This window comes from Streptomyces sp. NPDC028910, from assembly GCF_055564955.1.
Genome location: NZ_JBVHVF010000004.1, coordinates 310,774 through 336,829 on the forward strand (window position 1 = coordinate 310,774; position 26,056 = coordinate 336,829).

Annotated in this window: 24 protein-coding genes and 1 tRNA gene; 8 read left to right on the forward strand and 17 right to left on the reverse strand. The window is 72.8% G+C overall.

Annotated features, from left to right (window positions below):
- The first annotated feature begins 111 nt into the window (after positions 1-111).
- A complete protein-coding gene (locus ACZ4TV_RS08375) occupies positions 112-1,437 on the forward strand; it encodes an ATP-binding protein (RefSeq protein WP_468132025.1) in 1,326 nt (441 codons plus the stop codon).
- On the opposite strand, the gene ACZ4TV_RS08380 is transcribed toward ACZ4TV_RS08375, so the two are convergent.
- From ACZ4TV_RS08380 to ACZ4TV_RS08395, 4 genes are all read right to left on the reverse strand, one after another.
- Positions 1,340-2,227 (reverse strand): nitroreductase/quinone reductase family protein, encoded by an 888-nt coding sequence (locus ACZ4TV_RS08380; protein WP_468132027.1) that lies wholly within the window; start codon positions 2,225-2,227, stop codon positions 1,340-1,342. The two genes, ACZ4TV_RS08375 and ACZ4TV_RS08380, sit on opposite strands and share 98 nt — an antisense overlap.
- A gap of 300 nt (positions 2,228-2,527) precedes the next feature.
- Entirely contained in the window at positions 2,528-3,376 is an 849-nt protein-coding gene (locus ACZ4TV_RS08385; protein ID WP_468132029.1) for a helix-turn-helix domain-containing protein, read from the reverse strand.
- 19 nt (positions 3,377-3,395) lie between these two features.
- Positions 3,396-3,914, reverse strand: coding sequence for a DUF6879 family protein (locus ACZ4TV_RS08390; protein ID WP_468132031.1), 519 nt, complete (start codon positions 3,912-3,914; stop codon positions 3,396-3,398).
- The gene (locus ACZ4TV_RS08395; protein ID WP_468132033.1) at positions 3,889-4,146 is read right to left on the reverse strand and encodes a hypothetical protein; all 258 of its coding nucleotides are present in this window, start codon (positions 4,144-4,146) and stop codon (positions 3,889-3,891) included. Before ACZ4TV_RS08395 ends, ACZ4TV_RS08390 begins: the two co-directional genes overlap by 26 nt.
- 192 nt (positions 4,147-4,338) lie before the next feature.
- Here ACZ4TV_RS08395 and ACZ4TV_RS08400 point away from each other — a divergent pair, with 192 nt between their 5' ends.
- From ACZ4TV_RS08400 to ACZ4TV_RS08415, 4 genes are all read left to right on the forward strand, one after another.
- Complete coding sequence (locus ACZ4TV_RS08400; protein ID WP_468132035.1) at positions 4,339-4,560, forward strand: hypothetical protein; 222 nt, start codon at positions 4,339-4,341, stop codon at positions 4,558-4,560.
- Positions 4,557-4,712 carry a hypothetical protein gene (locus tag ACZ4TV_RS08405; protein WP_468132037.1) on the forward strand — a complete coding sequence of 52 codons (156 nt, stop codon included), beginning with the start codon at positions 4,557-4,559 and terminating at the stop codon, positions 4,710-4,712. Before ACZ4TV_RS08400 ends, ACZ4TV_RS08405 begins: the two co-directional genes overlap by 4 nt.
- 67 nt (positions 4,713-4,779) lie before the next feature.
- Positions 4,780-5,244, forward strand: coding sequence for a glycine-rich domain-containing protein (locus tag ACZ4TV_RS08410; protein ID WP_468132039.1), 465 nt, complete (start codon positions 4,780-4,782; stop codon positions 5,242-5,244).
- Positions 5,241-5,552: a hypothetical protein gene (locus ACZ4TV_RS08415; RefSeq protein ID WP_468132041.1), complete on the forward strand. Its 312-nt coding sequence runs from the start codon at positions 5,241-5,243 to the stop codon at positions 5,550-5,552. The genes ACZ4TV_RS08410 and ACZ4TV_RS08415 overlap by 4 nt, the downstream gene beginning before the upstream one ends.
- Positions 5,553-5,648: 96 nt before the next feature.
- On the opposite strand, the gene ACZ4TV_RS08420 is transcribed toward ACZ4TV_RS08415, so the two are convergent.
- The 4 genes from ACZ4TV_RS08420 to ACZ4TV_RS08435 form a co-directional block, all read right to left on the reverse strand.
- Positions 5,649-5,721: transfer RNA gene (locus ACZ4TV_RS08420), tRNA-Arg, on the reverse strand.
- 322 nt (positions 5,722-6,043) lie between these two features.
- Positions 6,044-6,835: an ABC transporter permease gene (locus tag ACZ4TV_RS08425; RefSeq protein WP_468132043.1), complete on the reverse strand. Its 792-nt coding sequence runs from the start codon at positions 6,833-6,835 to the stop codon at positions 6,044-6,046.
- Positions 6,832-7,839: an ATP-binding cassette domain-containing protein gene (locus ACZ4TV_RS08430; protein WP_468132045.1), complete on the reverse strand. Its 1,008-nt coding sequence runs from the start codon at positions 7,837-7,839 to the stop codon at positions 6,832-6,834. Before ACZ4TV_RS08430 ends, ACZ4TV_RS08425 begins: the two co-directional genes overlap by 4 nt.
- 13 nt (positions 7,840-7,852) lie before the next feature.
- Entirely contained in the window at positions 7,853-8,524 is a 672-nt protein-coding gene (locus tag ACZ4TV_RS08435) for a DUF4097 family beta strand repeat-containing protein (RefSeq protein ID WP_468132047.1), read from the reverse strand.
- A gap of 875 nt (positions 8,525-9,399) precedes the next feature.
- Here ACZ4TV_RS08435 and ACZ4TV_RS08440 point away from each other — a divergent pair.
- Together ACZ4TV_RS08440 and ACZ4TV_RS08445 are read left to right on the forward strand one after the other, a co-directional pair.
- Positions 9,400-10,200, forward strand: coding sequence for an AfsR/SARP family transcriptional regulator (locus ACZ4TV_RS08440; RefSeq protein WP_468132049.1), 801 nt, complete (start codon positions 9,400-9,402; stop codon positions 10,198-10,200).
- A gap of 113 nt (positions 10,201-10,313) precedes the next feature.
- Positions 10,314-11,093 carry a thioesterase II family protein gene (locus tag ACZ4TV_RS08445; protein WP_468132051.1) on the forward strand — a complete coding sequence of 260 codons (780 nt, stop codon included), beginning with the start codon at positions 10,314-10,316 and terminating at the stop codon, positions 11,091-11,093.
- Positions 11,094-11,286: 193 nt separating this feature from the next.
- Here ACZ4TV_RS08445 and ACZ4TV_RS08450 read toward each other — a convergent pair whose 3' ends face one another.
- Complete coding sequence (locus tag ACZ4TV_RS08450; RefSeq protein ID WP_468132053.1) at positions 11,287-11,955, reverse strand: lysophospholipid acyltransferase family protein; 669 nt, start codon at positions 11,953-11,955, stop codon at positions 11,287-11,289.
- Between the two features lie 169 nt (positions 11,956-12,124).
- On the opposite strand from ACZ4TV_RS08450, the gene ACZ4TV_RS08455 reads away from it, so the two are divergent.
- A complete protein-coding gene (locus tag ACZ4TV_RS08455; protein ID WP_468132055.1) occupies positions 12,125-12,376 on the forward strand; it encodes an acyl carrier protein in 252 nt (83 codons plus the stop codon).
- Positions 12,377-12,479: 103 nt separating this feature from the next.
- Here the strand turns inward: ACZ4TV_RS08455 and ACZ4TV_RS08460 are convergent, their stop codons facing one another.
- The 8 genes from ACZ4TV_RS08460 to ACZ4TV_RS08495 form a co-directional block, all read right to left on the reverse strand.
- Positions 12,480-14,267 (reverse strand): beta-ketoacyl [acyl carrier protein] synthase domain-containing protein, encoded by a 1,788-nt coding sequence (locus ACZ4TV_RS08460; protein WP_468132057.1) that lies wholly within the window; start codon positions 14,265-14,267, stop codon positions 12,480-12,482.
- Between the two features lie 2 nt (positions 14,268-14,269).
- On the reverse strand, positions 14,270-20,569 hold the full coding sequence (locus ACZ4TV_RS08465) for a type I polyketide synthase (RefSeq protein WP_468132059.1): 6,300 nt from the start codon (positions 20,567-20,569) through the stop codon (positions 14,270-14,272).
- A gap of 123 nt (positions 20,570-20,692) precedes the next feature.
- Positions 20,693-21,913: a beta-ketoacyl synthase N-terminal-like domain-containing protein gene (locus tag ACZ4TV_RS08470; protein ID WP_468132061.1), complete on the reverse strand. Its 1,221-nt coding sequence runs from the start codon at positions 21,911-21,913 to the stop codon at positions 20,693-20,695.
- Complete coding sequence (locus tag ACZ4TV_RS08475) at positions 21,910-23,142, reverse strand: beta-ketoacyl-[acyl-carrier-protein] synthase family protein (RefSeq protein ID WP_468132063.1); 1,233 nt, start codon at positions 23,140-23,142, stop codon at positions 21,910-21,912. The genes ACZ4TV_RS08470 and ACZ4TV_RS08475 overlap by 4 nt, the downstream gene beginning before the upstream one ends.
- Before the next feature lie 12 nt (positions 23,143-23,154).
- Entirely contained in the window at positions 23,155-23,901 is a 747-nt protein-coding gene (fabG, locus tag ACZ4TV_RS08480; protein ID WP_468132065.1) for a 3-oxoacyl-[acyl-carrier-protein] reductase, read from the reverse strand.
- Entirely contained in the window at positions 23,901-24,161 is a 261-nt protein-coding gene (locus ACZ4TV_RS08485) for an acyl carrier protein (RefSeq protein ID WP_468132066.1), read from the reverse strand. Before ACZ4TV_RS08485 ends, fabG begins: the two co-directional genes overlap by 1 nt.
- 96 nt (positions 24,162-24,257) lie before the next feature.
- Positions 24,258-25,070 (reverse strand): SDR family oxidoreductase, encoded by an 813-nt coding sequence (locus ACZ4TV_RS08490; RefSeq protein ID WP_468132068.1) that lies wholly within the window; start codon positions 25,068-25,070, stop codon positions 24,258-24,260.
- Between the two features lie 9 nt (positions 25,071-25,079).
- Positions 25,080-26,030, reverse strand: coding sequence for a beta-ketoacyl synthase N-terminal-like domain-containing protein (locus tag ACZ4TV_RS08495; protein WP_468132070.1), 951 nt, complete (start codon positions 26,028-26,030; stop codon positions 25,080-25,082).
- Positions 26,031-26,056: the final 26 nt, after the last annotated feature.

The following is a 26,056-nucleotide window of genomic DNA, read 5'->3' on the forward strand; positions in this document are numbered from 1 at the left end:
GCCGAGGGGGGCGCATTACCGTGACCTGACGGGGGATGGTCACCAGGGCCCAGGGCCTGATCGCTCACCATCCGCGTCTCCACACGCAAGGACGGACGGGCCTCGAGGACCATGAACGACATCCGGCGCACTGCGCGGCTGCGGCTGCCCGCCTGGACCTCGACCCTGACCTGGAAGGCTACGGTCTTCATCACCCTCATGTGCTGCGGCCTCGCGGCGCTGCTCGGCGGCCTCGTGCACAGCGCCATGACCCAGCAGACCGTCGGCACGGCGCGCGAGAAGGCGCTGATGAAGCTGGAGCGGACGATCAAGGCCTACGAGACCGGCGCGCGCATGCCGCGCGGCGAGGGCATAGACCCCGCGGGCCTGCCCCCCGAGCTGCGCGCCCTCGCCGTTGGCGGCAAACGCGGCACGGCGGTCGGTGAGCACCGTGGCCGCGCCGCCATGTGGGCGGCGGGACCCGCCGACCACGGCACCGCGATAGCCGTGTCCGTGGACTTCCGCGGCAGCGAGCGGACGATCGCCGAGCTGGACCGGGCCATCCTCGGCTCCTCGGGGCTCGCCATCGCCGGCACCCTCCTCATCGGCGCGTTCGGCGTCACCCGGATCACCCGGCGGCTGCACCTGACCGCCCAGGTGGCCCGCCGGATCAGCGCCGGGGACCTGGACGCCCGGGTCGACGACAGCGCGCGGAACAAGGACGAGGTCGCGGCGGTCTCCCGGGCCCTGGACATCATGGCCTCGTCGTTGCAGCGCAAGCTCGAGGCGGAGCAGCGGTTCACGGCGGACGTGGCCCACGAGCTGCGCACCCCGCTGACCGGCCTGAACGCCGCCGCCGAGCTCCTGCCGCCGGGCCGCCCGGCCGAGCTCGTACGCGACCGGGTGCAGGCGATGCGTTCGCTGACCGAGGACCTGCTGGAGATCTCCCGGCTGGACAGGCGCAGCGAACGCCTGGAGCTGGACTGGTACGACCTGGCCGACCTGGCGGCGCGTACGATCCGCGCCTCCGGCACCGACACGGCCCTGGAGGTGGTCTCCTCCCCGCGGGTGGAGACGGACCGGCGCCGCCTGGAGCGGATCCTGGGCAACCTCGTGACCAACGCACACAGCCATGGCGCGGCCCCCGTCACGGTCACGGTGGACGGGCGGAGCCTGACGGTGACCGACTCGGGCCCCGGCTATCCGGAGTACCTCCTCGCCTCCGGCCCGCAGCGGTTCCGTACGGAGGGCACGAACAAGGGCCACGGGCTGGGCCTGACTATCGCCGCCGGCCAGGCGGGCGTGCTCGGCGCCACCCTGACCTTCCGCAACCGGGAGGCGGGCGGCGCCGAGGCCCGCGTCACGCTCCCAGAGCCCGCAGCACCGGGAGCAACTGTGCCTCCTCGGCGTCGAGATGAGCCTCCAGCTCCCGGCTCATCCGCTCCACCCGCTCGCTGAACCCGGCGGCACCGGGCGCGTCCAGCGCGTGCACCAGCTCCTCCTGGAGCGCCGCGATGGCCCGGTGTTCCTCACCGATCCGGCGGAAGAACTCCCGCATGTGCGGGTGCTGTTGCTCCAGGTACGGGAAGAGGCCGGCGTCCTCGCTCTTGTGGTGGAACTCCAGCGAGTGGCAGAACGCGAGGCAGTGCTGGCGCAGTTGCAGCCCGAGCTCCGCCGACCCGCCGCCGCGCGGCTCGTCCCGTACGAGCTCCCGTACGTGCTCGTGCGCGAGCTCCCGTACGAGGGCCAGCTGCGCCCGTAGCCATCCGTGCACGTCGAGCAGCTTCCCGGCGATCCCGCCCTCCCCGGCGGGGAGCTCGTGCGTGCGTTGGAGCGCCACGACCGGGATCACCCGCCCGGTCCGCGCCTGGTACTCCCCGTACCCAGGCTCCTCGCCCACGACGCGCGCGAACAGCTCGTCGCGCCGCGCCCCTTCGGCCGGCACCGCGACGGCCTCGTACTCCTCGGCCCCGGTCTCGACCCGTACGAGGGGACGCGCGAGCAGGTTGTGATACCAGGCGGGATGCCGCTCGGCCCCGGCCGCGGACCCGACGACGAGCAGGTGCCCGCCGTCGCCGCCCTCCCGTACGAACCCGAGCGGGACGGTGTGCGGCTTTCCGGACCTGGCGCCGGTGGTGGTGAGCAGGATCAGCTCGGAACCTTCGAAGGGCCCGCCGACGTGGCCGGCGTTCGCCCTGAACTCTTCGATGACGCTCTGGTTGAACGATGCTGTGGTGGATGACGACATGAAGTGGGGATTCCTCACGGTGTGTATGCGTGCGATGGCAGCGAAACAACCGAGGAAGATCACCCGTAGCCGGTGGCGTACATGCCCATGGGCCCGGTCCTTCAACAACAGGTGCCTGCCCAACCACCGCCCGGCCCACATCTCAGTAGGCGGCGTCACGCGACACGAACGCCATACAACCACAACGGAATGCGAAGAGGCCCCCCAGCCATAGACGGTGGGGCGACGTGGCTCGAACGAACCGCGTCCCTTGCCGACCTGGTGACGGGTGGGGCGCTGTCGTGCGTTCAGCGCAAGCTGTCAGGGCAGCGCGGCCATCGCGGCCATGACCAGCGCCCGGGCCTTTGCCCCGTAGACAGCCATACGGCGCAGCTGCTCGAACGCCTTGAGGTAGAGCCCGACTTCAGAGGGCTGCGTGATGTTCACCTCTGCCGAGAGTAGTTCCACGGACACGAACGTGTCGTCGTAGACGTGGAAGGTCTCCAGCGGCCACACCGTGCGCGGCTCCACCGTGCGCGGGATAACCCCCAGAGACACTGTTGGCAGAGCCCCGGCAGTCAGCAGGTGCCCGAGCTGGGCGGCCATCGCGTCCGGGTTGCCCATCCGGTAGTACAGGGCCGCCTCCTCGACCACGAGGACAGCCCGGCGGCCCGGGTCGTGAATACTCCGGGACCGCTCAACCCGTGCGCGTGCGGCCTCGTCGCCCGCCTCGGGGTAGCCCCGGAACCGGGCGATGGTCCCGAGCAGGCCGCCCGCATACCCCTCCGTCTGAAGCAGACCAGGGACGAGCGTGGACGAGTAGATTCGGAACAGCCGCGTCTCGGCGAAGATCCGGGGCCACGAGTTCTGGAGCTTCTTCAGCTCTTGCACCTGGTGTCGCCACTCGCTGTACATGGACTCGGCGTTCATGGACCGGACGATGAGATCCGGCGCCTCGTCGGGGTGGCCGCAGGCCCGGCACCAGTGGCGTATGTCCCGCGCCGAGGGTGCCGTGCGCGCGTTCTCGATGCGGGACGTCTTGGAGTGGTGCCATCCGCAGAGGCCGGCCAGCTCAGCGACGGTCAGCCCCGCGCCCTTGCGGAGGTCGCGCAGCCGTGTTGCCACGGCTTCGCGAGCGGCCTGCGCAGAGGACGACGGGGAGGCGGGCATCGAGCGTCAGACCGTCCTGTCAGATCTTGTACTCGGCGTGCGGCGTGGCCCGCGCCCAGACTGCCGCAAAGGCCTCTGCACACAGCTTTGCCGCGGCCCGATCATTGGTGATCTCTTCGCCGAGTGACGTTCCGTCACCCGCGAAGTAGTTCCAATGGACCCACTCGCCGTCGAACAGCCAGAAGTCGTTGCCCGGCAGTGCGATGTCCGAGGCCTGGCGGCGGCCCAGCCACCGCACAGCCTCACCCGCCGCGACGTTCGTGAACGTCCCGTCGTACAGGAAACGGGTGTACTCGCTGACCGGCTCCGAGACGATCCGGGCCCGTCGGATCTCAACACCTCGGCCTACTGAGTCCGCCACCAGGTCCAACCACGGGCGCCACCAGGCCGCCCGGTCGGCCGGATCGTGACGGTAACCCGCACGCCAGGCCGCGAACGGGCCGGTCTCATAGTCCACGGCGTAGGAGTCGCGCATCTCCAGGTGGAATGCCGTGGTGCAGCCCGCCATCAGCTCATCGAACGTGGGCGTCGAGGACATCACACGCCTCCCTGATCATGTGCAGCATGCGGACCGGGATGCGGATCACCGCTTCTCCTTCCGGGATTCCTACGGCGTGGCCCGGTACCTCGGTGGCCGCGCACTCGGCCTCCAGTTCAGGGCCTGGCTTCCATCCCTGGAGTACGAGTTCCTCATGTTCCAGGTCAGCCCAGACGGTTGGGCTCTGCTTGTCTCCGGTACTGGGGTCGATTCCTACGAACACTAGCGGCATGCCAGCCTCCCGTATCGGCCTGTGCACTTCTGTGCATCAGGTTCGGGTCGCCGTCCGGCCGGTCAAGGTGTCGATGTGGCCAAACCCGGTGGCCGGTAGGCCTGATGCACAGAAGTGCACATTGCTGGCGGCGCTGCACATCACCCCGTCACGCTCAGGTGCACACCCGCTGACGACGGTAGGGAGCCCGGCATGGCCACCCCGCACGACGCAAACGAGCACCTGCCTCACGCCCTGCTCAACAAACCGGTGCGTGACATCGCGTCCGGCACCGAGGGAATCCTGATGGCGGTCGTGAACGAGAACGTCGCCGAGGGCGGCGGATACCGCTGGGCGGAGATCGCCTACATCCGGCCCGTCTTCGGGGGCCGGGAGACCACCACAGCCGTCGCGAACATCGTGGCCGCACGATGACGGAGGAGCCGACCGCCTACCAGCTGGCGGACGCGCCGCCGCCGGCGCCGTGTGAATGCGGCGCTCGGCCGCTGCCGCTCGGCGGGCCCGAGGGCGGCGCCCTCGTTCACACGGAGGGCTGCCGCAAGGGCGGCCGCCACGGCATCACGTGATCTCTACCCAGAGCCCTCGCCGTCGTCGGCACTCGCTGATCCCGCACTCCGACTTGAAGGAGAAGCCATGTCGAGCCCGTACCCGCCCCCACCGCCGTGCAGCTCCGGCAAGGGCGACACCCCCACCCCCGCGGCAGCCGGTGGCGTGCTCACCTCGCCGCTCGGGCCACACGACGCCCGCGAACTCCTGCCCGCTGACGACTTCTTGACCGTCACCGCAACGCTCGCGCAGCGCCACCCGGACATGGGCTGGGCGGAGGCCGAGCGCGTCATCGTCGAGGCCCTCAAGCTCGTCGCCACGGCAGCCGAGGGTGCGGACGACCTCGTACCGTCCCCCCTCGTCGACGCGGGTTGGCACGCCCTCATCGAGAACACCGAGATCTACCAGGGCCTCGGTGACCGCCTCGGTCGTTTCGTCCACCACTACCCGGCCGTCGCTGGCACCGAGGCGCCCGCCCCCGGCAGGCAGGCCCGGACGACCGCCGCGATCGAGCAGGCCGGATTCACCGTCGACCCGGCGCTGTGGACGTGATCACCACCGAGTTCAAGGCGACCTCGACCGACGTCACCACCTGCGAGGCCTGCTGGGTCGAGCCGGTCGAGACCGCCCGCACCGCGCCGCACAGCCACGGACGGGACCTGCTGTGCATCCCCTGCGCCGAGGCCGGTTACCCGGCCCGCGTCGACCTGTTCCCCCCGCTCGGCATGTACAAGCTCAACGGAAGGATCCTGAACATGGGTAAGCACGGCACCCCTGGCGGCCCGCAGCTCCCGCCGGACCCCGGCCCACCGCTGCCGTCGCCCCCGCCGACCCCGACGCCGGGCCGCCCACCCGTCTAGGGCCAACTGGCGTGCTGCCCGCAAGCGGGCGCGAGCGAGGCCCCCCGTTCCGACGAACGGGGGGCCTCGCTGTGCTCTGACCTGCTCTTCAGACTGTGCCCTCGGCAGGATTCGAACCTGCGACACCGGCTTTAGGAGAGCCGTGCTCTATCCCCTGAGCTACGAAGGCGGGGATCTGTCGGAAAACGTGTCTGAAAGTCGGTCCAGGTGGACGCGATGATCCAGACGGGCTCACCGGCAGCATGCGGAGACCTGGCTGTGAGGCCTGGCCACCGCGGTCAGTGTAGCGGGTAGCGCTTGATCCGCATCTGCGATCTATGGCGCATGGTGTTTCCAGGACCCGGACCGGCCGGCTGTTTGGTGTCGTCCCCGGCCGCCGCGGGTTCCGCCCGGCAAGCCGGGGAGACCCGGAGATGTCACCGACCCACGAAGTCCGCCCCCGGGCCCTTGGGGCGGCCCGGGGCGGGAGCGGGCCCGCGTGGTCACGGCGGTTACTTCGGGTCGTTGTTGAACTTCGACGTGGACCAGTAGTAGCCGAGCGCGGAGAGAGCCAGGCACCAGGCGACGGCGAGCCAGCCGTTGTGGCCGATCTCGCTGCCGAGGAGCAGGCCGCGCAGGGTTTCGATGGCGGGGGTGAAGGGCTGGTACTCGGCGATCGGCTGGAACCAGCCGGGCATGGAGTCGACCGGGGTGAAGGCGCTGGAGAGGAGGGGGAGCAGGATCAGTGGCATCGCGTTGTTGCTGGCGGCCTCGGCGGTGGGGCTGACCAGGCCCATGCCGACGGCGATCCAGGTGAGCGCGAGGGTGAAGAGTACGAGCAGTCCGAAGGCCGCGAGCCATTCCAGGGCGGTCGCGTCGGTGGAGCGGAAGCCGATGGCGACGGCGACGGCTCCGACGAGGACCACGCTGATGATCGACTGCAGCACGCTGCCGACGACGTGGCCGACGAGTACCGAGGGGCGGTGGATCGCCATGGTGCGGAAGCGGGCGATGATGCCTTCGCTCATGTCGTTGGAGACGGACACCGCGGTGCCGATGACGGTGCTGCCGATGGTCATCAGGAGCAGGCCGGGGACGAGGTAGGCGATGTAAGCGGAGCGGTCCGGGGCGCCGCCGGTGATGCCCGCGCTCATCGTGTCGCCGAAGATGTAGACGAAGAGCAGCAGCAGCATGATCGGGGTGAGCAGGAGGTTCAAGGTGAGGGAGGGATAGCGGCGGGCGTGCAGGAGGTTGCGGCGCAGCATCGTGTTCGAGTCGCGCACGGCGAGGGAGAGGGAGCTCATCGGACGGTCTCCTTGGGCTGGCTGGTCTGGCGGGGCTGGCTGGGCTGGGCGGACGGGGCGGACTGGGCGGGCACCTTGGCGGTGCCGGTCAGGGCGAAGAACACGTCGTCCAGGTCGGGGGTGTGCACGGTGAGTTCGTCGGCCTCGATGCCGGCGGAGTCCAGCCAGTCGAGGATGGAGCGCAGCTCGCGCTGGGTGCCGCCGCTGGGGATCTGCAGTGCGAGGGATTCGTCGTCGCGGGTGGCCTCGTGCAGTGCGGAGGCGGCGGACTGGTAGGCGGCGGGGTCGGTGAAGCGGAGGCGGATGTGTCCGCCGGGGATGAGCCGCTTGAGTTCTTCCGCGGTGCCCTGGGCGGCGATCTTGCCGTCGTTGAGTACGGCGATGCGGTCGGCGAGTTCGTCGGCTTCCTCCAGGTACTGGGTGGTGAGGAAGACGGTGACGCCGCCGGCGACCAGTTCGCGGATGATCTGCCACATGTTGTGGCGCGAGCGGGGGTCGAGGCCGGTGGTGGGCTCGTCGAGGAAGATGATCCGCGGGTTGCCGACCAGGGTCATGGCGATGTCCAGGCGGCGCTTCATGCCGCCGGAGTAGGTGGAGGCGGGCTTCTTGGCGGCCGCGGTGAGGTCGAAGCGCTCCAGCAGCTCGGCGGCGACGCGGCGTCCCTCGCTCTTGGACAGGTGGTGCAGGTCCGCCATGAGGAGCATGTTCTCCTCGCCGGTGATCAGCCCGTCGACGGCGGAGAACTGCCCGGTGACACCGATCGCGGCACGCACCGCCTGGGGGTCGGCGGCCAGGTCGTGGCCGCCGATGTGGATGGTGCCGGTGCCGGCGTCGGGGGAGATGAGGGTGGAGAGGATCTTGACGGCGGTGGTCTTGCCGGCGCCGTTCGGCCCGAGCAGGGAGAAGATCGTTCCCTCGGGAACGGCCAGGTCGACGCCGTCGAGCACGACCTTGTCGCCGTAGGACTTGCGCAGCCCGTTCGCCGCGATGGCCAGGTTGGTCATGATGGATGCTCCTTTAGAGGCTGCGGGCGGTGATGTCGCCGTGGGCGGTGGTCGCGTGGATGGTCAGGCCGGCGTCGGCGCCGTCGGTGTTCTTGAGCGCGTTGTGGATGCGGCCGTAGGTGGTGCCGGCGTCCAGGGAGGCCGAGACGCCGCGGGCGACACCGACGGACAGGTCGCCGGATTCGGTGCGCAGGGTGACCGTGCCGCTCAGGGCCTCGGCGATCTGGATGTCGCCCTTCTGGGTGCTGATCTCGGCGGGCCCGCCCAGGCGGCCGACGGAGACGTCGCCGGCGAGGAGGGTGAGGCGGGCGCTCGCGGCCTCGTCGAGCTTGACCGTGCCGTGCGAGCCCTCGAAGGCGACGTCGCCGAGGCGTCCGACGCCCCGGAACTCGGCGCTGGCCGCCTTGGCCTCGATGCGGGAGCCGGCCGGCAGTTGGACGGTGACCTCGAGGGATCCGGAGCTGCCGAGGATCCGGTTCGTCTCCGGCGAGGCCTCGATCCGCAGGACACCGTCGCCGTACTCGACCGTGGTCTGCTCCGCCGCCTTCACGTCGCGGCTCTTGGAGGCGTCCGCGGGCAGGACCTCGACGGTGGTGACGGCCCGGTCGGCGGCGATGAACCGGATGCGTCCGGCGGGGATGTCCAGGACGGCGGAGACGGGGGCGGGGGTGTCGAACTTCTGCATCGTGCTCTCCTTGGCTCCTTGTTTCTGACAGTGGAAACGCTACGTTGCATTCAAAGAGTCTTCAACGAGTTCGTTGCGCATCATCTACATCTATGCAGGTCAGAGCTAGGAAATCATTGCAATGGTCTTTGGGATTAATGCAACGACACCCCTCTGTTCGTTGCAATGGACTGCGGGTAAACGCTATTCTGCAGGCGCCGGGGAGCTGCTCCGCGTCCCCATGACCGACGCGGGCGACGCGGGCGGCCTCACCGCGTCCGAAGTCGTCCAGCGCCTCCAGGTCAGCCCGGCGTCCCGTCTCCACAGCGATCACGTTCCTCGAGAGTCAGTTCAGCCTCGCCAGGCAGCATGAGCGCCTCCGCTTGTGGCCCGCTTAAGTCGGCGCGGTTAGCCGCAGTGAACGGAGTCGAAGCCGCACTGCCGGATCCGGTGACCGTCGCGGCGTGGGCGTAGGGGCCGACGCCGTCCCGACCGTTTCCGCCGCTCCGATGGCGAGGCCGGCGGGCGCCGGGCCGCCAGGGTCGTTCCGTTCCGGCCATTCTTCGGTGCGTCAAGAACGCGTTTCACGCCGTTTGGTATTGGCTTGAATAGGCGGGCTCTGCTGGCGAAAAACAGTCTGTGCGCGGGGGTTTGGGAATCGGAATCAAGCCCTCGGGATGGGCGGGAGATGTGCTTGATTCGTGTCGGCTGTTCGCCGTCCGGCGAACCGTTCTCCGCTTGAGCTCCGCACCTCAAGTGTTCCTCAGATACGAGTTGACCGGCTTGACTCGATCTAGGTCCCCAATGAAGATCTAGGGGTGCGGAGGGGGACTGCACGTTGCAGACGAGACGTTTGCACCCCCTGCGTGGCGATGCGATCTACCAGGGGGAATGCCGTGAAGTTCCAAGTGCTCGGACCGGTTGAGATCGAGACGGAGGACGGGGCGCAGGTATCGCCGAGAGCGCTCAAGCTCCGGTCGCTGCTGGCGTACCTCTGTGCGCACCACGGTGAAGCGGTGTCCTCCGGCCGGCTCATCGAGGCCCTCTGGTCAGGCACTCCTCCCCAGACCGCCTCCACCGCACTGCACGTCTACGTCTCCAAGCTGCGCAAGCACCTCCAGGCGTTGGACCTCGACGCCGCCTCGCTCATCACCACCCAGCCGCCCGGGTACCGGCTGCGGCTCGTCGGGTGCGACCTGGACGTCTACGAGTTCGACCGTTTGCTGGGCGATGCCCGCGAACACCGTCGGGCCGGGGACCGGGAAAAGGCTTCGAAAACCCTCGACCAGGCCATTTCGCTGTGGCGCGGACAGGCACTCGAAGACCTGCGCGCAATCCCCGCATTCGAATCCCTCGGCCGGCGGCTGGACGAGCGTCTCACCTTCGCCCATGAGCAGCGGTTCGAGCTCGAACTCGAACTCGGACACCACAAGGCTCTCGTCGGCGAGATCTACGCCCTGCTCGATGACCGCTCGACGTGGGAAAACCTGTACGCCTACCTGATGGTGGCGCTCTACCGCAGCGGACGGACCGCCGAGGCGCTGGCGACGTACAGCAGGGTCCGGCGCAACCTCGTCGAGGACCACGGGATCGAGCCCGCGCCGCGCCTCCAGCGGCTGCAGCACGCGATCCTGACCCATGCCCCGTCCCTGGACGACTGTGGCGCGGATCAGCTGGTCGGCGTCAACGCCGCGTGAGGGCCGTCGGCCGCGCCGCATAGGCTGACCGCTGGTCAACCGCTCGCCGGTGCTGCTCTTCGCGTTCGGCGGGGGCCCTGCCTCTCCTACGCCGGCCAGATCGGCAACTGTCCATGACGGGAACCTTCGAAGTGATGACGGTGAAGTCCTCCTCCGCCGCCCCCTGGTGGCCGCTGCTGCGGGTCCAGGGCGCGGATGTCGTGCCCCGGGTGCGCCTGCTGGTGTTCCCGCACTCCGGGTCCGGCCCCAACACCCTTTTCCCGCTCGTCGAATCACTGCCCGAGCACGTGGAGGTGCTGGGTCTGTCGCTGCCCGGGCGCGAGCGCCGCATCGGTGAGCCTCCCGGCTGCCGGCTCGACCAGGTCCTGGCCTCCGTACGCGACGAGGTGCTCGGCCGCGACCCGCTGCCCACGGTGGTCTTCGGGCACAGCCTCGGCGCGCTCCTCGCGACCCGCGCGGCGCGGCTGCTCGGCCCGGACTGCCGGGCGGCCGTCGTCAGCGGCCAGCTCCCCGGCGGGAAACCGCGCCGGGCCCATGCGGCCACGACCGACGAGGACGTCGTCCGGCTGCTGCGGGACGGTGGGGGCATGCCGGAGTGGGTCATGCGGGATCCGGCCGTGCTGGCGCACGTCACGCGCGTCATGCGGGCCGACCTCGCGCTCGGTCGGGAGGCTGCGTCGGGGTTCGAGGAGGTACGCCTCGACGTGCCGCTGCATGTGCTGGGGGGGAGGGCGGATCCCCTGGTTCCGCACGAGCCGTTGGAGGGGTGGGCGGATCACACGAGTGGTGTGTGCCGGGTGCGACGGTTCGACGGCGACCACTTCTTCCTGCTGGCGCAGGAGCATCGGGGTGAGGTTGTGGGCGTGCTGCGGCGGGCGCTCGGCGAGGGGTGACCGGCGTTTTCGCTGTGCGGTGCCGCGCCTCAAACGCCGGCGGGGCTGGAGGATCGGGGCTCCGCCCCGGACCCCGCGCCTCAAACGCCGGCGGGGCTGAAATGGGCCGGCGAGGCTGGAAGAGCGGGGCTCCGCCCCGGGCCCCGCGCCTTAAACGCCGGCGGGGCTGGGGGTGCGCCGGCGGGGCTGGAGTTCAGCGGCTCTTGACGGTTGCGGCGTAGATGTCCACGTATTCCTGGCCGGACAGGGCGGAGATCTCCTCGGTGATCCGGCTCGTCACCGCGCGTCGTGTCCGGCGGTCGGACTCGCCACCGGTGTGTTCGGGGAAGGTCATGGGCGCGCCGAAGCGCACGTCGAAGCGGGAGACGTAGAGCCGCTTGGCGCCGGCCGGGTGCACCCGCTCCGTGCCGACGAGCCCGCACGGGATCACCGGCGCGCCGCTGCGCAGCGCGATCCACGCCGTACCGGTGTTCCCCTTGTACAGGCGGCCGTCGGGCGACCGGGTGCCTTCGATGTGGACGCCGACTCCGTGTCCCTCGCGCAGGATGCGCAGGGAGGTCTCCAGGCCCGCCATGGTCGCGGAGCCGCTGGTGCTGTCGACGGAGATCATCCCGACGGCACGGAAGAAGAGGCCCTGGAGCCGGCCCTTGAGACCGGGCATGGTCAGCCACCCCTGCTTCCCGATGAAGTAAAGGTGCCGCGGGGTGAGGAGGGCGATGAATATGGAGTCGAAGAAGGACAAGTGATTGGCCGCGATGATGAAAGGGCCGGATTTCGGCAGGTTCTCGACACCGCTGACGCGGGGGCGCAGGACGAGCTTGAGCGGGATGAGGAGAAGCCGCCTCAGCAGCATCCGGAGCATGTGCAGTCTCCATCTCTGGGATAGGGGGATAGGGGATGGGGGGATAGAGGGATAGGGCTGATTTAGTGCTGCTGTCCGTCGGACGAAAGGCTCGCTTTAGCGGGGCATAGTCCGCCGGTTGTTAGGCTGCTTCGCGTTTCGGTTGCCAGGATTCAGAGACGAGGATGTTGTGTTCCAGCCCGCCGATCTTGCTTCTGTCCGTGCCTTCGTCGAGCGCGAACTCGTCGACTTCGGGGCGGAGCCCGACATGATCTCGGACGGGGTCAGGCTGGAGGAACTGGAGATCGACTCGCTGGGCGTCGTCGAGCTCACCGCTTCCATCAAGCGCCGGTTCGGCGTCGACGTCCCTCTCGAAACGCTGACCAAGGACGTCACGGTCGCCGGGGTCGTCGCCCTGATCCAGGCAGCGGCAGCGGCCTGACCGGGCGCCGCTGCCGAAGGAACCTGCCGCCACGAGCGGGCAGAGGGCCGGTCCCGGACCGTACGTCCGGGGTCGGCCCTTCCGCGTACCCGTCGGCCGACGCTCACCCCGCGGCCGGGGCCTGCGCCGCGTCCAGCGGGGCGTAGCGCCGCCGCTCCCACGGATAGGCGGGCAGGTCGAGGACCTGGCGCGGCAGGTCCCCGAAGCCGGGTGCCGTGCCCGCCGCGACGTCTTCGACCTCCGGCGGGGCCAGGCCCTCGGCGAGCGCGGTGAGCGCGGCCGCCGCCCGGTGCCGGTCGGACGCGTGGACGCGGACGCGGGTGGCGAGAGCCGAGCGGCCGTGCGTGACGGTGTAGGCGAAGGCGGCGTACTCCTCGTCCTTGATCCCGGCCAGCCGGCCGGCCAGGCGCGCCGCGTAGGCCCGTAGCGCGGCCGGGGTCCGCGCCGACACCTCGAAGCCGGACACCGCAGCCGCAGCCGCGACCGTCGGCTGATCGGGCGCGCCGAGCACGACGTGCGCGTTGGTGCCGCTCATGCCGAAGGAGCTGACTCCCGCGTAGGCGCCGGCGCCGGCCGGCCACGGCTCCAACGCGGTGGGGATACGGAATCCCGTGCCGGCGAGGTCGATGCGCGGGTTGAGCGTGGTGAAGTGCGGTACCGGCGGGACCGCCCGGTGCCGCAGGCTCAGCATGGCCTTGATCAGGCCCAGGACGCCCGCGGCCGACTCCGTGTGGCCCAGGTTCGCCTTGGCGGACCCGAGCAGGACGGGAGCCCCGGCGCTCGGCCGCCCCAGTGCCGCCGCCAGGGCCTCCACCTCGATCGGATCGCCCAGGGAGGTCCCGGTGCCGTGGGCCTCCACGTGGCCGATGTCGGCCGGGCGGAGACCGGCCTGCGCCAGCGCCCGCTCGACGAGCCGGGTCTGGGCCAGCACGTTGGGCGCGGTGAACCCCGAGGCGCGGCCGTCGTGGTTGACCGCGGAGCCGTGGATCACCGCGTGCACCCGGTCGCCGTCGCGCACGGCGTCCGCCAGCCGCTTGAGGACCACGATGCCGCACCCCTCGGAGCGGGTGAAGCCGTTGGCCCGCGCGTCGAAGGGCCGGCACACCCCGTCCGGGGACAGGGCGCCCGTACGCGCCGCGAGCGCGGTGCCGTGCGGTGACAGCACCAGGTTCACCCCGCCGGCCACGGCGATGTCGCACTCCCCGCTGCGCAGTGCCTGACGGGCCAGGTGGACCGTCACCAGCGAGGAGGAACACGCCGTGTCCACGGCCATGGCCGGACCGGTGAGACCCAGCGTGTGCGCGAGCCGGCCGGCCGAGAAGCAGTGCCCGTTGCCGGTCGCCCAGTACGAATCGGGGCCCTCGCGCATCCACTCCCGGTAGTCCTGGCCCGTGATGCCCACGTACAGCCCGGTGTCGGCGGCGGCCGCCCGGCCGGCCGGGATGCCGGCGTCGTCCAGGGCCTCCCACACCACTTCGAGCAGCATCCGGTGCTGCGGGTCGAGGGCGCGCCCCTCGCGGGGCGCGACGCCGAAGAAGGGGCCGTCGAACTCCAGGACCTCCTCCTCGTCCAGGAAGCCGCCCCGGTGCGGCACCTCGTCCCAGGCGTCCCCGAAGGGGTGGCGCCGGGACTCCGGGATCGGACGCACCACGTCCGCTCCCGAGGCCAGCGCCGACCAGTAGCCGTCGAGGTCGTGGATGCCGCCGGGGGCCCGCAGGCCGACGCCGACCACGGCGATCGGCTGGGCGCCGCGCAGGGCCGCCAGCTCCTCGCGCAGGGCGCGGATCGTCTCCATGGCCCGGCTGACCGGGGTGGCCTTGGCGGCGCCCGCCACGCCCGTCGCGCCCGCCGTCCCCGCCGCGCCCGCCGTCTTCTTGCCGTCCTGTTCCACCGTCAGGCCTCCTGTTCCGCGAGCCGCTCGACCAGGGCGCCGGCCAGCGGCCGCAGGGCGCCGTACGTCCACAGCAGCGTGGGTGACAGCCGCAGCCCGAAGTCGGCCTCCAGCCGGTTGCGCAGTTCCAGACTCATCAGCGAGTCCAGTCCGAGCGACTTGAGCGGGGTCTCCCGGTCGATGGAGTCCGCGGCGAGCCGCAGCACCCGCCCGGCGAGCTGCCGTACGCGCTCCTCGACCACCGCCGGCCGGTCCTGGACGTCGCAGCTGCCCAGCAGCTGGCGGAAGTCGCCGCCCGAGCCGGCTCCCGGGTCCTTCGTGGTGCGCAGCAGGCTCCAGCTGGGCCGGCCCGCCGCGGCCGGGTACGTCTCGAACCAGCGGCGCGGGTCCAGGGCGACGTACCCCACGACGCTCTCGCCGCCCGTCAGGAACGACTCCAGCGCCTGCCAGGCCTCGGCGGCCTCGAAACCGTCCATGCCGCGGTCGGCGAGCCGGTCGCCGCGTGCGGTGGACCGGGCCGCCAGGCCGATGCCGTCGAAGGTGCCCCACTGCACGCTGAGCGCGGGCCGCCCGGAACTGCGCCGGGCCGTGGCCAGCGCGTCCATGTACGTGTTGGCGGCCGCGTAGGCGGACTGCCCGACGTTGCCGACGAGACCGGCCGCCGAGGAGAACAGCACGAAGAGGTCCAGCGGATCGTTCGCCGTCAGCCGGTCCAGCTCGGCCGCCCCGTCGATCTTGGGCGCCAGTACCCGGGCCACGCCCGCCGCGTCGAGGTTGCGCACCACCGCGTCGGAGAGGACGCCCGCCGCGTGGAAGACACCGCGCAGCGCCGGGAGTTCGGCCCGGATCCGCGCGAGGGCCAGATCCAGGGACGTGCTGTCGGCGACGTCCGCGTGCACCACCGACACCCGGGCGCCGGCCTCGCGGAGCGCCGCGATGCGGTCCGCGGCCCGCGCACTCGGCTCCGAACGCCCCAGCAGGGCCAGGGCCGTCGCCCCGCGCCGCACGAGGTGTTCGGCGAGCGAGAGGCCGAGGTCGCCCAGACCGCCGGTGATGAGGAAGGTGCCGTCGGCGCGGAACCGGCCGTGCGGCAGCGGATCCGCCACCACCCGGTCCACGGTGTGCGGCCCGCACAGCACGAACTTGCCTATGTGGTCGCCGTGCGACATGGCGCGCAGCGCCTCGGCCGCGTCGTCGAAGGTGTACTGGGTGACGGGCAGCGCCGTGAGCCGGCCCGCCTCCACCTCGTCCCAGACCGCGCGGAAGAGCTTGGCGAACCGCTGGGGACGCCGCATCACGAGCCCCTCCAGGTCCACGGCCGCGAAGCTGACGCCCTTGCGGAACGGCGCGAGCCCCAGCGTGCGCTCCCCGTGGATGTCCTTCTTGCCGACCTCGATGAAGCGGCCGTCCTCGGCGAGCACCTCCAGTCCGCGCGCGATGGCGGCGCCGGTCAGCGAGTTGAGGACGACGTCGACCCCCCGGCCGCCGGTGTGGGCGCGCACGGCGTCCGCCCAGGACAGCTCGCGCGAGTCGAAGACGTGCTCGACGCCCAGCTCCCGCAGGTAGGCGCGCTTGGCCGCGCTGCCCGCCGTCGCGATGACCTCGGCGCCCAGCATCCGGGCCACCTGCACGGCGGCCAGGCCCAGTCCGCCGGCCGCGGAGTGGATCAGTACGGTCTCGCCGGGCTCCGTCCGGGCCAGGTCGTGCAGCGCGTACCAGGCGGTGGCCAGTACCAGCGGCAGTGCGGCGGCGTCCTCCTGCGTCATCGCCCCGGGCACCGGCCGCGCGTGGTCGGCGCGGACGGTCACGTGCGAGACGATCGCGCCGAAGACGCACGCCACCACCCGGTCGCCGACGCGGAATCCGGCCGTGCCGGGGCCGACCGAGACGACCCGGCCGGAGCAGTCCCCGCCGAGCAGCTCCTTGCCGCCGGCCTCGTCGGGATACGTGCCCACGGCCTTCATCACGTCGATGAAGTTGAGGGAGGCCGCGTCCACCTCGATCTCGATCTCGCCCGGCCCGGGCGCACGGCGCGCCAACGGCAGGTAGCGCAGCGACTCCCACAGGCCCGGCCGCGGGCCGGGATGCAGCCGGAAGGGCTGGCGGACCGTGTACGGCAGGGGAGCCCCGGCGTCGTCCGGCCGGTGCCCGCCGCGCTCCAGGCGGCCGGCCAGCCGTCGGCCGTCGCGCGTGAGGACCTGGTCCTCGCGCTCGGCGTCCAGCAGTTCGCGTACGACCCCGGCCGCCCACTCGTCGTCGCGCGCGGTGTCCACCAGCCGGGCCGCGAGGCCCGGGTGCTCGCCCTGCAGCACCCGCGTGAAGCCCCAGTACAGGGCCGCTCCCGGGTCGGGCGTCTCGGTGGCCGACGCCGCCTGCGCCCGCGTGGTCAGCACGGTCAGGCGGGGCGCCACCGGCCGGTCGGAGCAGGCTCCGGCGAGCGCGCCGAGCGCCAGCAGGCCCGCCCGCTGCTCGGCCTCGCCCGCCGCGCGGTCCGGGGCGACGAACACGACCTCACCGCCGTCGGCGGCCCGCAGCACCTCGGCCCAGGCCGCCGCCTCGCCGGCCGCGGCCCGCGGCAGCGTCACGGCGGTGGCGCCCAGCGCCTCGGCCAGCTCCCCGGCGGCGCCCGCCGCCGACTCCGGGCCGCACACCAGCCACGGGCCCTGGTCCTGGTCCTGGTCCTGGCCGGGCCCGGCGTACTCCCGCTCGTGGAAACCGAAGCGGTGCACCCGCTCGGGGGCCGGGGCGGACCGCTCGCCCGAGAGCAGGCGGCGCAGTTCCAGCCCGGCCACCCGGGCGACCGGCTGGCGGTCGGACCCGTACAGGGCCAGGTCGAAGAGTCCGTCGGACCGGCGCACGGCGTGCACCCACAGCTCGGTGAGGTCCGAGGGCCGTCCCGGCAGGAGCGAGAGCCGCTCGATGGCGACGGGCACCACGGTGTCCTCGTGCGCGCACAGCGCGAGGGAGAGCTGGAACGCCCCGTCCCACAGGGCCGGGTGCAGGACGAACCGGCGGGCGCCCGGACGGCACCGCTCGGCGAGGACCACCCGGCCGAGGGCCTCCTCGCCGCGCACGCGCAGCTCCCGTACGCCCTGGAAGGCGGGACCGTACCGGAGCCCGCGGTTCGTGCACGCCCGGTAGAACTCGGCGCCGTCGACGGCCGGTTCCCGCAGCAGACCGGCCGGGAAGTCCGGTACGGAGGCCTGTTCGCCGCGGTAGGAGGCGTGCGCGGTCATGTGCCGCGTCCAGCCCTCGGCCCCGTCGGCCAGGGACAGCACCTCCAGGCCGGCGCCCTCGCCGGCGTCCTCCCGCCACACGCCGCCCAATTGCAGCCCGCCGTCCGAGAGCGTCATGTCGCTCAGGAAGGACAGACCGCGCAGCGACTGCGGGACGCCGCCGGTGCGGGCGGCCGCCGTGCCCAGGCACAGTTCGATGGAGGCCGCCGCCGGCACCACGACGGCGTCGTGCACCTGGTGGTCGGCGAGCCACGGGTGGGAGCCGGTGCCGATCTCGACGGTGCCGTGCCAGGTCCCGGCCTCGGTCGGCAGCGGGACCAGCGGGAAGGCGAAGGCCGCCGAACGGCCCGTACCGCGCTGCGCCGCGCCGACCCAGTAGCTCTCGCGCTGCCACGGGTACGCGGGCACTCCCGCGTCGCGCGTCGTCGGGCGCGGGCCGTAGGGGGTCAGGCCCGCCACGTGGCCCTGCGCGAAGCTCTCCGCGAGGTCCTCGGGGGCGCCGCGGTCGCGGTGCAGGGTGCCCAGCACGGCCGGCGGCTCCTTGCGCAGCGCGCCGATCTGCTCCAGCGCCGGCACCAGGACGGGGTGGGCGCTGACCTCGACGACATGGGTGACGCCCTGGTCCAGGAGCGCGTCGACGGCCTCCGCGAACAGCACCGGGCGGCACAGGTTCTCCACCCAGTACGCGCCGTCCATCTCCGGACCCTCCAGTACGGCCGCGCGCACCGTGGACATCAGCGGGATCCCGCCCCGGCCCGGCCGCACCGGGGCCAGTACCTCGTGCAGCTCGTCGGTCAGGTCGAGCATGAGCGGGCTGTGCGACCCGTAGTCCACGTTGATCAGCCGGCAGTACGTGCCGTCCGCCTCCAGGAGCTCCTTCAGCAGCAGCACCGAGTCGCCGTCGCCGGAGAGCACGCAGGAGCTCGGGCCGTTGTGCACGGCGAGCGCCACGCAGTCCTCGAAGCCCTCCAGGGCGGCCCTGGCCGCGTCGACGTCGAGGTCCACGGCGAGCATGCGGCCGGTGCCCGCGGCGGTGCGCAGCAGCACGGCGCTGCGCCGGGCCACGACCAGGGCGGCGTCCTCCAGCGAGAGGACCCCCGCCACGGTGGCGGCGGCGATCTCGCCCTGGCTGTGGCCGACGACCACGTCCGGCTCGACGCCGGCGGCGCGCCAGGCGCCGGCCAGGGCCACGGAGACCGCCCACAGCACCGGCTGGACGATGTCGACGCGTCCCATCCAGGCGTCACCGTCCCGGCCGGTGAGCACATCCGTGAGGGACCACTCGGTGTGCGGGGCGAGCGCCGCGGCGCACCGGTCGATCACGGCGGCGAAGGCGGGGTCCTCGGCGTACAGGCGCGTGCCCATCGCGGCCCACTGCGAGCCCTGGCCGGGGAAGACGAAGGCGGTGCGGCCGCGCTGGCGGGCCCGGCCGGTGACCGTGGTCGAGGAGAGGGCCTCCGGCTCGGCCGCGTACCCCTCGAGCGCCGCGCGCAGCCCGTCGCCGTCCGTGGCGACGAGGCCCGCCCGGAAGGGGAACTGGTCGCGCTGCCAGCCCAGCGTCGCCGCGATCTCGCGCGGTTCGGCGCCGGGCCGGTCCAGGGCCTCGCGCACATCGCGGGCGCGCTGCACCAGCGCCGCCTGGCTGTGGGCGCTCAGCGGCAGGACGAAGGGCGCGTCGCGGCGCCCGGACGCGGTGTCTGGGGCGGCTGTGGTGCCTGTGGTGCATGTGGTGCCTGTGGTGTCCGCGGCGCCGGCAGTGTCCGTGGTGTCGTCGGCGACCGGCGGGGCGGCGGTGATCACGGCGTGCGCGTTGGTGCCGCCCCAGCCGAAGGAGCTGACGCCCAGGTAGACCGGTCCGCCGTCCGTGGGCAGCGGCAGCGGTTCCCGTACGACTTCGAGGCCCAGCTCGTCGAAGGGGATGTCCGGGTTCAGCTCGGCGGAGTGCAGGCTGGGCGGCACGACGCCGTGCTTCAGCGACAGCACCGCCTTGAAGAGGCCGGCCAGCGCGGCCACGGGCTCCAGGTGCCCGATGTTCGTCTTCACCGACCCGATGCCGAGCGGCCGGCCCGCCCGCTCGGGGGCCCGTCCCAGCACCCTGCCGAGGGCCGTCGCCTCGACGGGGTCGCCGGCCCGGGTGCCGGTGCCGTGCGCCTCCACGTACGCGACCCGGTCGACCGGGATGCCGGAGTCCTCGTAGACGTGGCGCAGCAGGTCCTCCTGCCCGGCCTGACTGGGCGTCACCAGGCTGGTGCCGCCGCCGTCGTTGTTCGAGGCGGTGCGCACGATCACGGCGTGCACCCGGTCGCCGTCCCGGCGGGCCTGCGCCAGCGTCTTCAGGTAGACGGCGGCGACGCCCTCGCCGCGTACGAACCCGTCTGCGCCGGCTCCGAAGGCACTGCACCGGCCCTTCGGCGAGAGACCGCCGAAGTGCGTGAGTCCGATGGTCACGTCCGGGGTCAGCATCAGATTGGCCGCGCCGACCAGCGCGCCGTCCACGTCGCCCGAGCGGATCGCCTGGCAGGCCAGGTGCAGGGCGACCAGGGAGGAGGAGCAGCCGGTCTCCAGCGTCAGGCTGGGACCCGTCAGGCCGAGGAAGTACGAGATCCGGGCGGACAGCATGTCGAGCGCGTTGCCGGAGATCGAGTGCTGGGTCGGGCGGGCGCCGCGGTCCTCGCGCAGCCGCTCGTAGTCCTGCCACAGACCGCCGAAGTACACGCCGGTCCGGGTGCCGCTCAGGCTCGCGGTGGGCACGCCCGCGTCCTCCAGCGCCAGCCAGCTGGTCTCCAGCATCAGCCGCTGCTGGGGGTCGAGGACCTCCGCCTCGCGCGGCGAGACCCCGAAGAACGCGGCGTCGAACTCGTCGACGCCCTCCAGGAATCCGCCGTGGCCCTGGATCTCCTTCTCCGGGTCCAGTGGCTGCTCGGTGCTCCAGCGGGCCGCCGGGACGGGGCGGATCGCATCGCCGCGGTTCATGAGCAGTTCCCAGAACCGGTCCGTGTCGGGAGCGTCAGGGAATCGCCCTGCCATCCCCACGATGGCGATCAGCTCAGCCGGGTCGTGATCCACTTCCTACCTCCGTACGGCAGGGGTCCGGGGGTCCGGTTCTCCCTGGTTCGTTCATGGCTTCTGGTACGCGGGCCGGGCGGCCCTCGGGTCTGGTGAGTCCAACGGTGAGCCCTATGGGGAGCCCTACGGCGAGCCCTGGGCGGTGCGGACGACCACGGCTGCGGCCTGCCCGTTCTCGTCGGTCGTCAGGACCAGCGCGGGTCCGCTCCCCAGGTCCCGCCCGGTGCCGGTGGCGGCGAGCTCGGGCAGCTCCGGGTCCCAGCCGTCGAGCCCGGCCGTGGGCGGGGTGCGGCCGTCGGCCAGGGCCCGCGCGGTCAGCGCGACCTGGAGCAGGGTGCCGGCGCCCGCGCAGTCCCCGAGGGCGCCGAAGGGGCTGTAGACGGCGGCGCCCGGCCCGACGCGCTCGTGCACGGCGAAGGCCTCCGACCGGTCCGTCCCCGGGGCGCCGGCGGCGGAGGAGCAGACGAGGGAGAGCTCCCCGGCCCGCACGCCGGCCGCGGCCAGGGCCGCGGCGATCGCGGGACCGGCGGCGCTCCCGCCGCCCGTGCCGCCGCGCAGGGTGCTCAGCCCCGCGATCTCCGCGTGCACCCGGGCGCCGCGGGCCCGGGCCCGCGCGCCGTCCTCGACGACGAGCACCACCGCGGCCTCACCGGGCGGCGCGCCGGCCCGGCCCGCGGCGAACGGCCGGGGCGGCCGCGCGGGGCGGGCGTCGGCGAGCCGCAGCGGATCCAGGACGTCCACGGCCGCCACGAGCACGGCCTCGGCCTGCCCCGTACGGACGTAGTCGGCCGCGACGGTCAGGGCGTGGGCCCCCGAGCAGCGGCCGGCGGTGACCGTGACGATGCTGCCCTGGGCCCCGGCGGCGATGGACAGGTCCGAGGCCGCGGCGTTCAGGCTGCCCTGCGGGCCGGCGTACGGGCTGACCAGTTCGGGGCCGATGGTCAGACCGTCCCGCATCACCCGCAGGTACCCCGACAGGCCGCCGGCGGCGGTGCCGAGGACGACGGCCGTCTCCTCCGGGTCCGGCGTGCCGGCCGGCTCGAATCCGGCGTCCTGCCAGGCGAGCATCCCGACCCGGGAGACGAGCAGGGACTCGCGGCTCAGCGCGCGCAGCCTGCGGCGGCCGAAGGCCGGTACGTCGGGGAGGTCGTCGGCCAGCGCGCCGGCCAGGGCCTCCACCGTGCCCGGGTACAGGCCGTCGGTGGCGGCCGTCCGCGTGAAGCCGGTCCGGCCGGCCAGCAGCGCCTCCCAGGTCGCGTCGAGGCTGCCGCCGAGCGGACTGGCCAGGGCGATGCCGGTGACGGCGGCCGTGGTGCTCGCTGTGGTGCCCGCCGTGGTGCTCATCGTGCGCTCCCTGCTGTGCTCATGCGGGTGAAGACTGTGCACGCGGTGTTGCCCCCGAAGCCGAAGGCGTTGTTGACCGCCACGCGCACCGGGGTCTCGCGCGCCGCCCCGCGTACGACGTCCACGTCGCACTCCGGGTCGAGGTCGACCAGGTTGGCGGTCGGCGGGACCACGCCGTCGCGCAGCGCCAGCACGCACGCCACGGCCTCGATCGCGCTCGCCGCGCCCTGGGTGTGCCCGAGGGCCCCCTTCAGCGAGGTCACGGCGGGCGTCCGCGGGCCGAAGACCTCCCGCAGGGCCTGCGCCTCGACCCGGTCGTTGGAGGGGGTGCCGGTGCCGTGCGCGCTGACGTGGTCGACGCGGTCGGGGGAGATCCCGGCCCGCTTCAGCGCCCGCAGCATCGAACGGCGGGCGCCGCTGCCCTGCGGGTGCGGAGCCGTCATGTGGTGGGCGTCGGACGCCGAGGCCCAGCCCGCCAGTTCGGCGTAGACGTGCGCGCCGCGGCGGCGGGCGTGCTCGTACGACTCCAGGACCAGGGCCGCGGCGCCCTCGGAGACCACGAGTCCGGCGCGGTCGCGGTCGAAGGGCCGCAGGACGTCGGGGGCCAGCGAGCGGAGGCTGGAGAACATCATCATGATGCCGCTGGACAGCTCGTCGACACCGCCGGCGATCATCACGTCGGCCCGGCCGGCCCGGATGGTGTCCGCCGCGTGGGCCAGCGCGCTGTTGCCCGAGGCGCAGGCCGTGGCGACGGCCAGGCCCGGTCCCAGGAAGCCGCGTTCGCGGGCCACCGCGTCCGCGAGGTCCACCACCGGCCGTTCCGCGAAGGGCTCCGCGAAGGGCTCCGCGAAGGGCTCCGCGAGGGACTCCGTACCGCGGTGGAAGCCGGTGACGGCCGGTTCCAGCCCGGCGCGGCTGCCCAGGAGCGTGCCCAGGCAGACGCCGGCCCGGTACGGGTCGCCGGTCCACCGCGGGATCCCGGCGTCGGCCGCCGCCGCCGCGGCCGCCGCGGTGGCGAGCCGCAGGCTGCGCTCGCCGCCGGCGCGCGGCGCGTCGAAGCCGGCGACCTCGCCGGCCCGCGCGGCCGGGAAGTCGGCCGCGTCGGGGCGGCGCAGCGGCCCCGTGCCGACCACGCCGCGGACCGCCGCGTCCCAGAAGCCCTCCACGGTCGTGCCGATCGGCGTGAGCACACCGAGCCCGGTCACGACGACCGATGTGGACCTGTCCATCAACCCGCTCCCTCAGTTGCTGATGCCGCCATCGACCCGGATCACCTGTCCCGTGATGTAGGCGGCGCGCTCCGACGCGAGGAACGCCACGGTGTCGGCCACCTCCCGCGCGGTGCCGATCCGGCGGAGCGGGATCTGGGCGAGGACGCCCTTGCGGGCCTTCTCCGTCATCCCGTCGGTCATGTCCGTCGCGATCAGCCCGGGCGCCACGACGTTGGCGCGGATGCCGAACCGGGCCACCTCCTTGGCCAGCGACTTGGTGAAGCCGATGATCCCGGCCTTGGACGCGGCGTAGTTGGCCTGCGTCGCGCTGCCGTGCACCCCCGCCACGGACGACACGGTGACGATGCTGCCCCGGCCCTGCTTCATGAGGGCGAAGACCGCGGCCCGGCACACGTGGTAGGTGCCGGTCAGGTTGGTGTCGATGACGCTGTCCCAGTCCTCCTGGCCCATCGTCACCAGCGGGCCGTCGCGGACGATGCCCGCACTGGTGACGAGCGCGTCGATCTCCCCGAGCCGCTCCTGCGTCCGCTCCAGGAAGCCGCGTACGGCCGACGCGTCCGTCACGTCCACGGACGCGTCGAGGACCCGGCCGCCGTGCTCGGCGGCGAGGCGCTCGATCGCGTCGGCGTCGTCGGGCCGGGAGCGGTAGCAGTAGGCCACGTCGTGGCCGTCGGTGAGGAAGCGCTCCACGACGGCCCGGCCGATGCCGCGCGATCCGCCGGTGACCACCGCGACCCTGCGGCTTTCGTGCGGCATCACGCGGTCTCGAGCTTTTCGGCGAGCAGGTCGTGCACGACCTTGAGGGAGCGCATGAGCTGGAGGTTCGACTCCTCCATCTTCACGTGGTACTTGCGCTCCAGGGTGACGAGGATCTCCAGCGCCAGCAGGGAGTCGACGTCGAGGTCCTCCTTGAAGTCGGCGGTGTCGGTCACCTCGGAGGCTTCGACGTCCAGGATCTCCGCGATGGTGGAGCGCAGGTCCTCGATGTCCAGGGGGGTGGTGGTCTGCTCGGGCATGATCGTTCTCTCCTGATGTCGGGTGCGGGTGCGGGTGCGGGTGCGGTGCGTGTGCGGTGCCGTGCGGTGCCGTGCGGTGCCGTGCGGAACGAGAGCTCAGACGAGGCCTTCGCCGCCGTCGACGTCGATGACGTTGCCGGTCATCCACGAGGAGTCGGTGGCCGAGAGCATGACGACGGCCTCGGCGACGTCCTCGGGGAGGGTGAGGCGGCCGTGCGGGTTCGACTGCGAGGCGTGCCGGGCCAGTGCGTCGCTCCCGGGGATGCGCAGCAGCGCCGGCGTGAGGGTCAGGCCGGCGCGCAGCGCGTTCACCGAGACACCGGAGGGGGCCAGTTCGACGGCCAGCTGGCGCACGTGCGAGGCCAGGGCGGACTTGGCGGCCGACACCGCGCCGTAGCTCGGCATCACCCGGCCGTCGCCGCGGCTGGTGAGCGCGAACACCTTGGCGCCGCGCGGCAGCAGCCCGGCCACGTACAGGTCGCGCACCCAGTACACGAGGCTGTGGCCCATGACGTCGACGGTCATGTCCATCTGCCGCGGAGTGATGACGTCGTCCTGGCCCTCTTGGCCCTCCTGGCCCTCCTGCGGGAGGAAGGGCAGCAGGCTGCCGAACGCGAGGGAGTGCAGCAGCACCCGTACGCCGGCGGGCCCGGCCAGCTCGGCGAGGACCGGCACCAGCTCGGCGCGGGTCTGCTTGGCGGCGGCGTTGCGGTTGTGGAAGGACACCTGTACGCCCGTGGCGCGCAGCTCCTCCACCAGCTCGTCGACTTCCTCCTGCTGGGCCGCCGTGCCGAAGTGGACGCCGAAGATGTTCGCGCCCTCCTTGGCCATGGCCAGGGCGGTGGCCCGGCCCATGCCGCTGGAGGCGCCCAGGATCAGGCACCAGGAGCCCTTGACGGAAGTCAGCATGTGAACCTCTCAGTTGGTGTGTTCGGGGGAGTGGGTCGAGGCGAGCGCCACGTTGCCGGCGCGGGAGGCGACGACGACCAGCCGTGTGCCACCGCCTGCCGGGAGGGGGCGTGCGGCCAGCCGGACCACCGGCGCGAGTGCGCCGGCCCGGGCCCCGGACCGCGCGGTGGACACCGGTACGCGGCCGGCGCACCAGGCGCGCACGGCGCGGGCGACCGCGTCGCCGACGGGCGAGGGATCGGTCAGCAGCTCGATCTCGTACGGGGCGGGACCGGCCGCGCAGAGCACGTCCAGCGCTTCCCGTACGGACTCCCGCGCCAGAGCGCGGCCCGCCGCGTCGGCCAGCGCCGGCGGCGGCAGGAAGCGCAGTACGGTCCGCAGCACCGCGCCGCCCACCGGTACGGGTCCGCCGCCCGGGCGCAGCACCAGCAGCGCGGCGCCCGACTCGGGTAGGGCGTCGCCGGCCCGGGGGTCGGGTGCCTCGGCGGCTCCGGCCAGCACCACGGAGGTGCGGCCCGCGGCCAGTTCGAGGGCGGCCAGGTGCAGGGCCTCGACGCCGGCCACCCGCGGTGAGGTCACCGTCAGGTTGAAGCCCTTGAGCACGTGCTCGGTCGACAGGCGCGCGGCGACGAGGTTGACGGAGAAGTAGGGCACGCTCATGGGGCTCAGCGCGCCGGCCCCCTCGCGCCGGACCGTCTCCTCGATGCCGTCGTGCAGGGCCGCGACGGCGCTGTTGGTCCCCACGACGGCGCCGCGGCGCTCCGGGGCGTGCGGCTCCGTCTCCTGACCGGATGCGGCCAGTGCCGTCCTGGCTGCCGCGAGCAGGTACTGGCAGGCGGGCGGTAGGTACTTGTAGCCCCGGCCCAGCCGCGTGCGGTGGTCGAACCAGGGCGCGTCCGGAGCGGTCCCGTCCGGCGGTACGACCAGCGCCGCCCCGTGGACGACGGACTCGGCCGCCATGGCCCTCACGGTCACCGTCGCCGTAG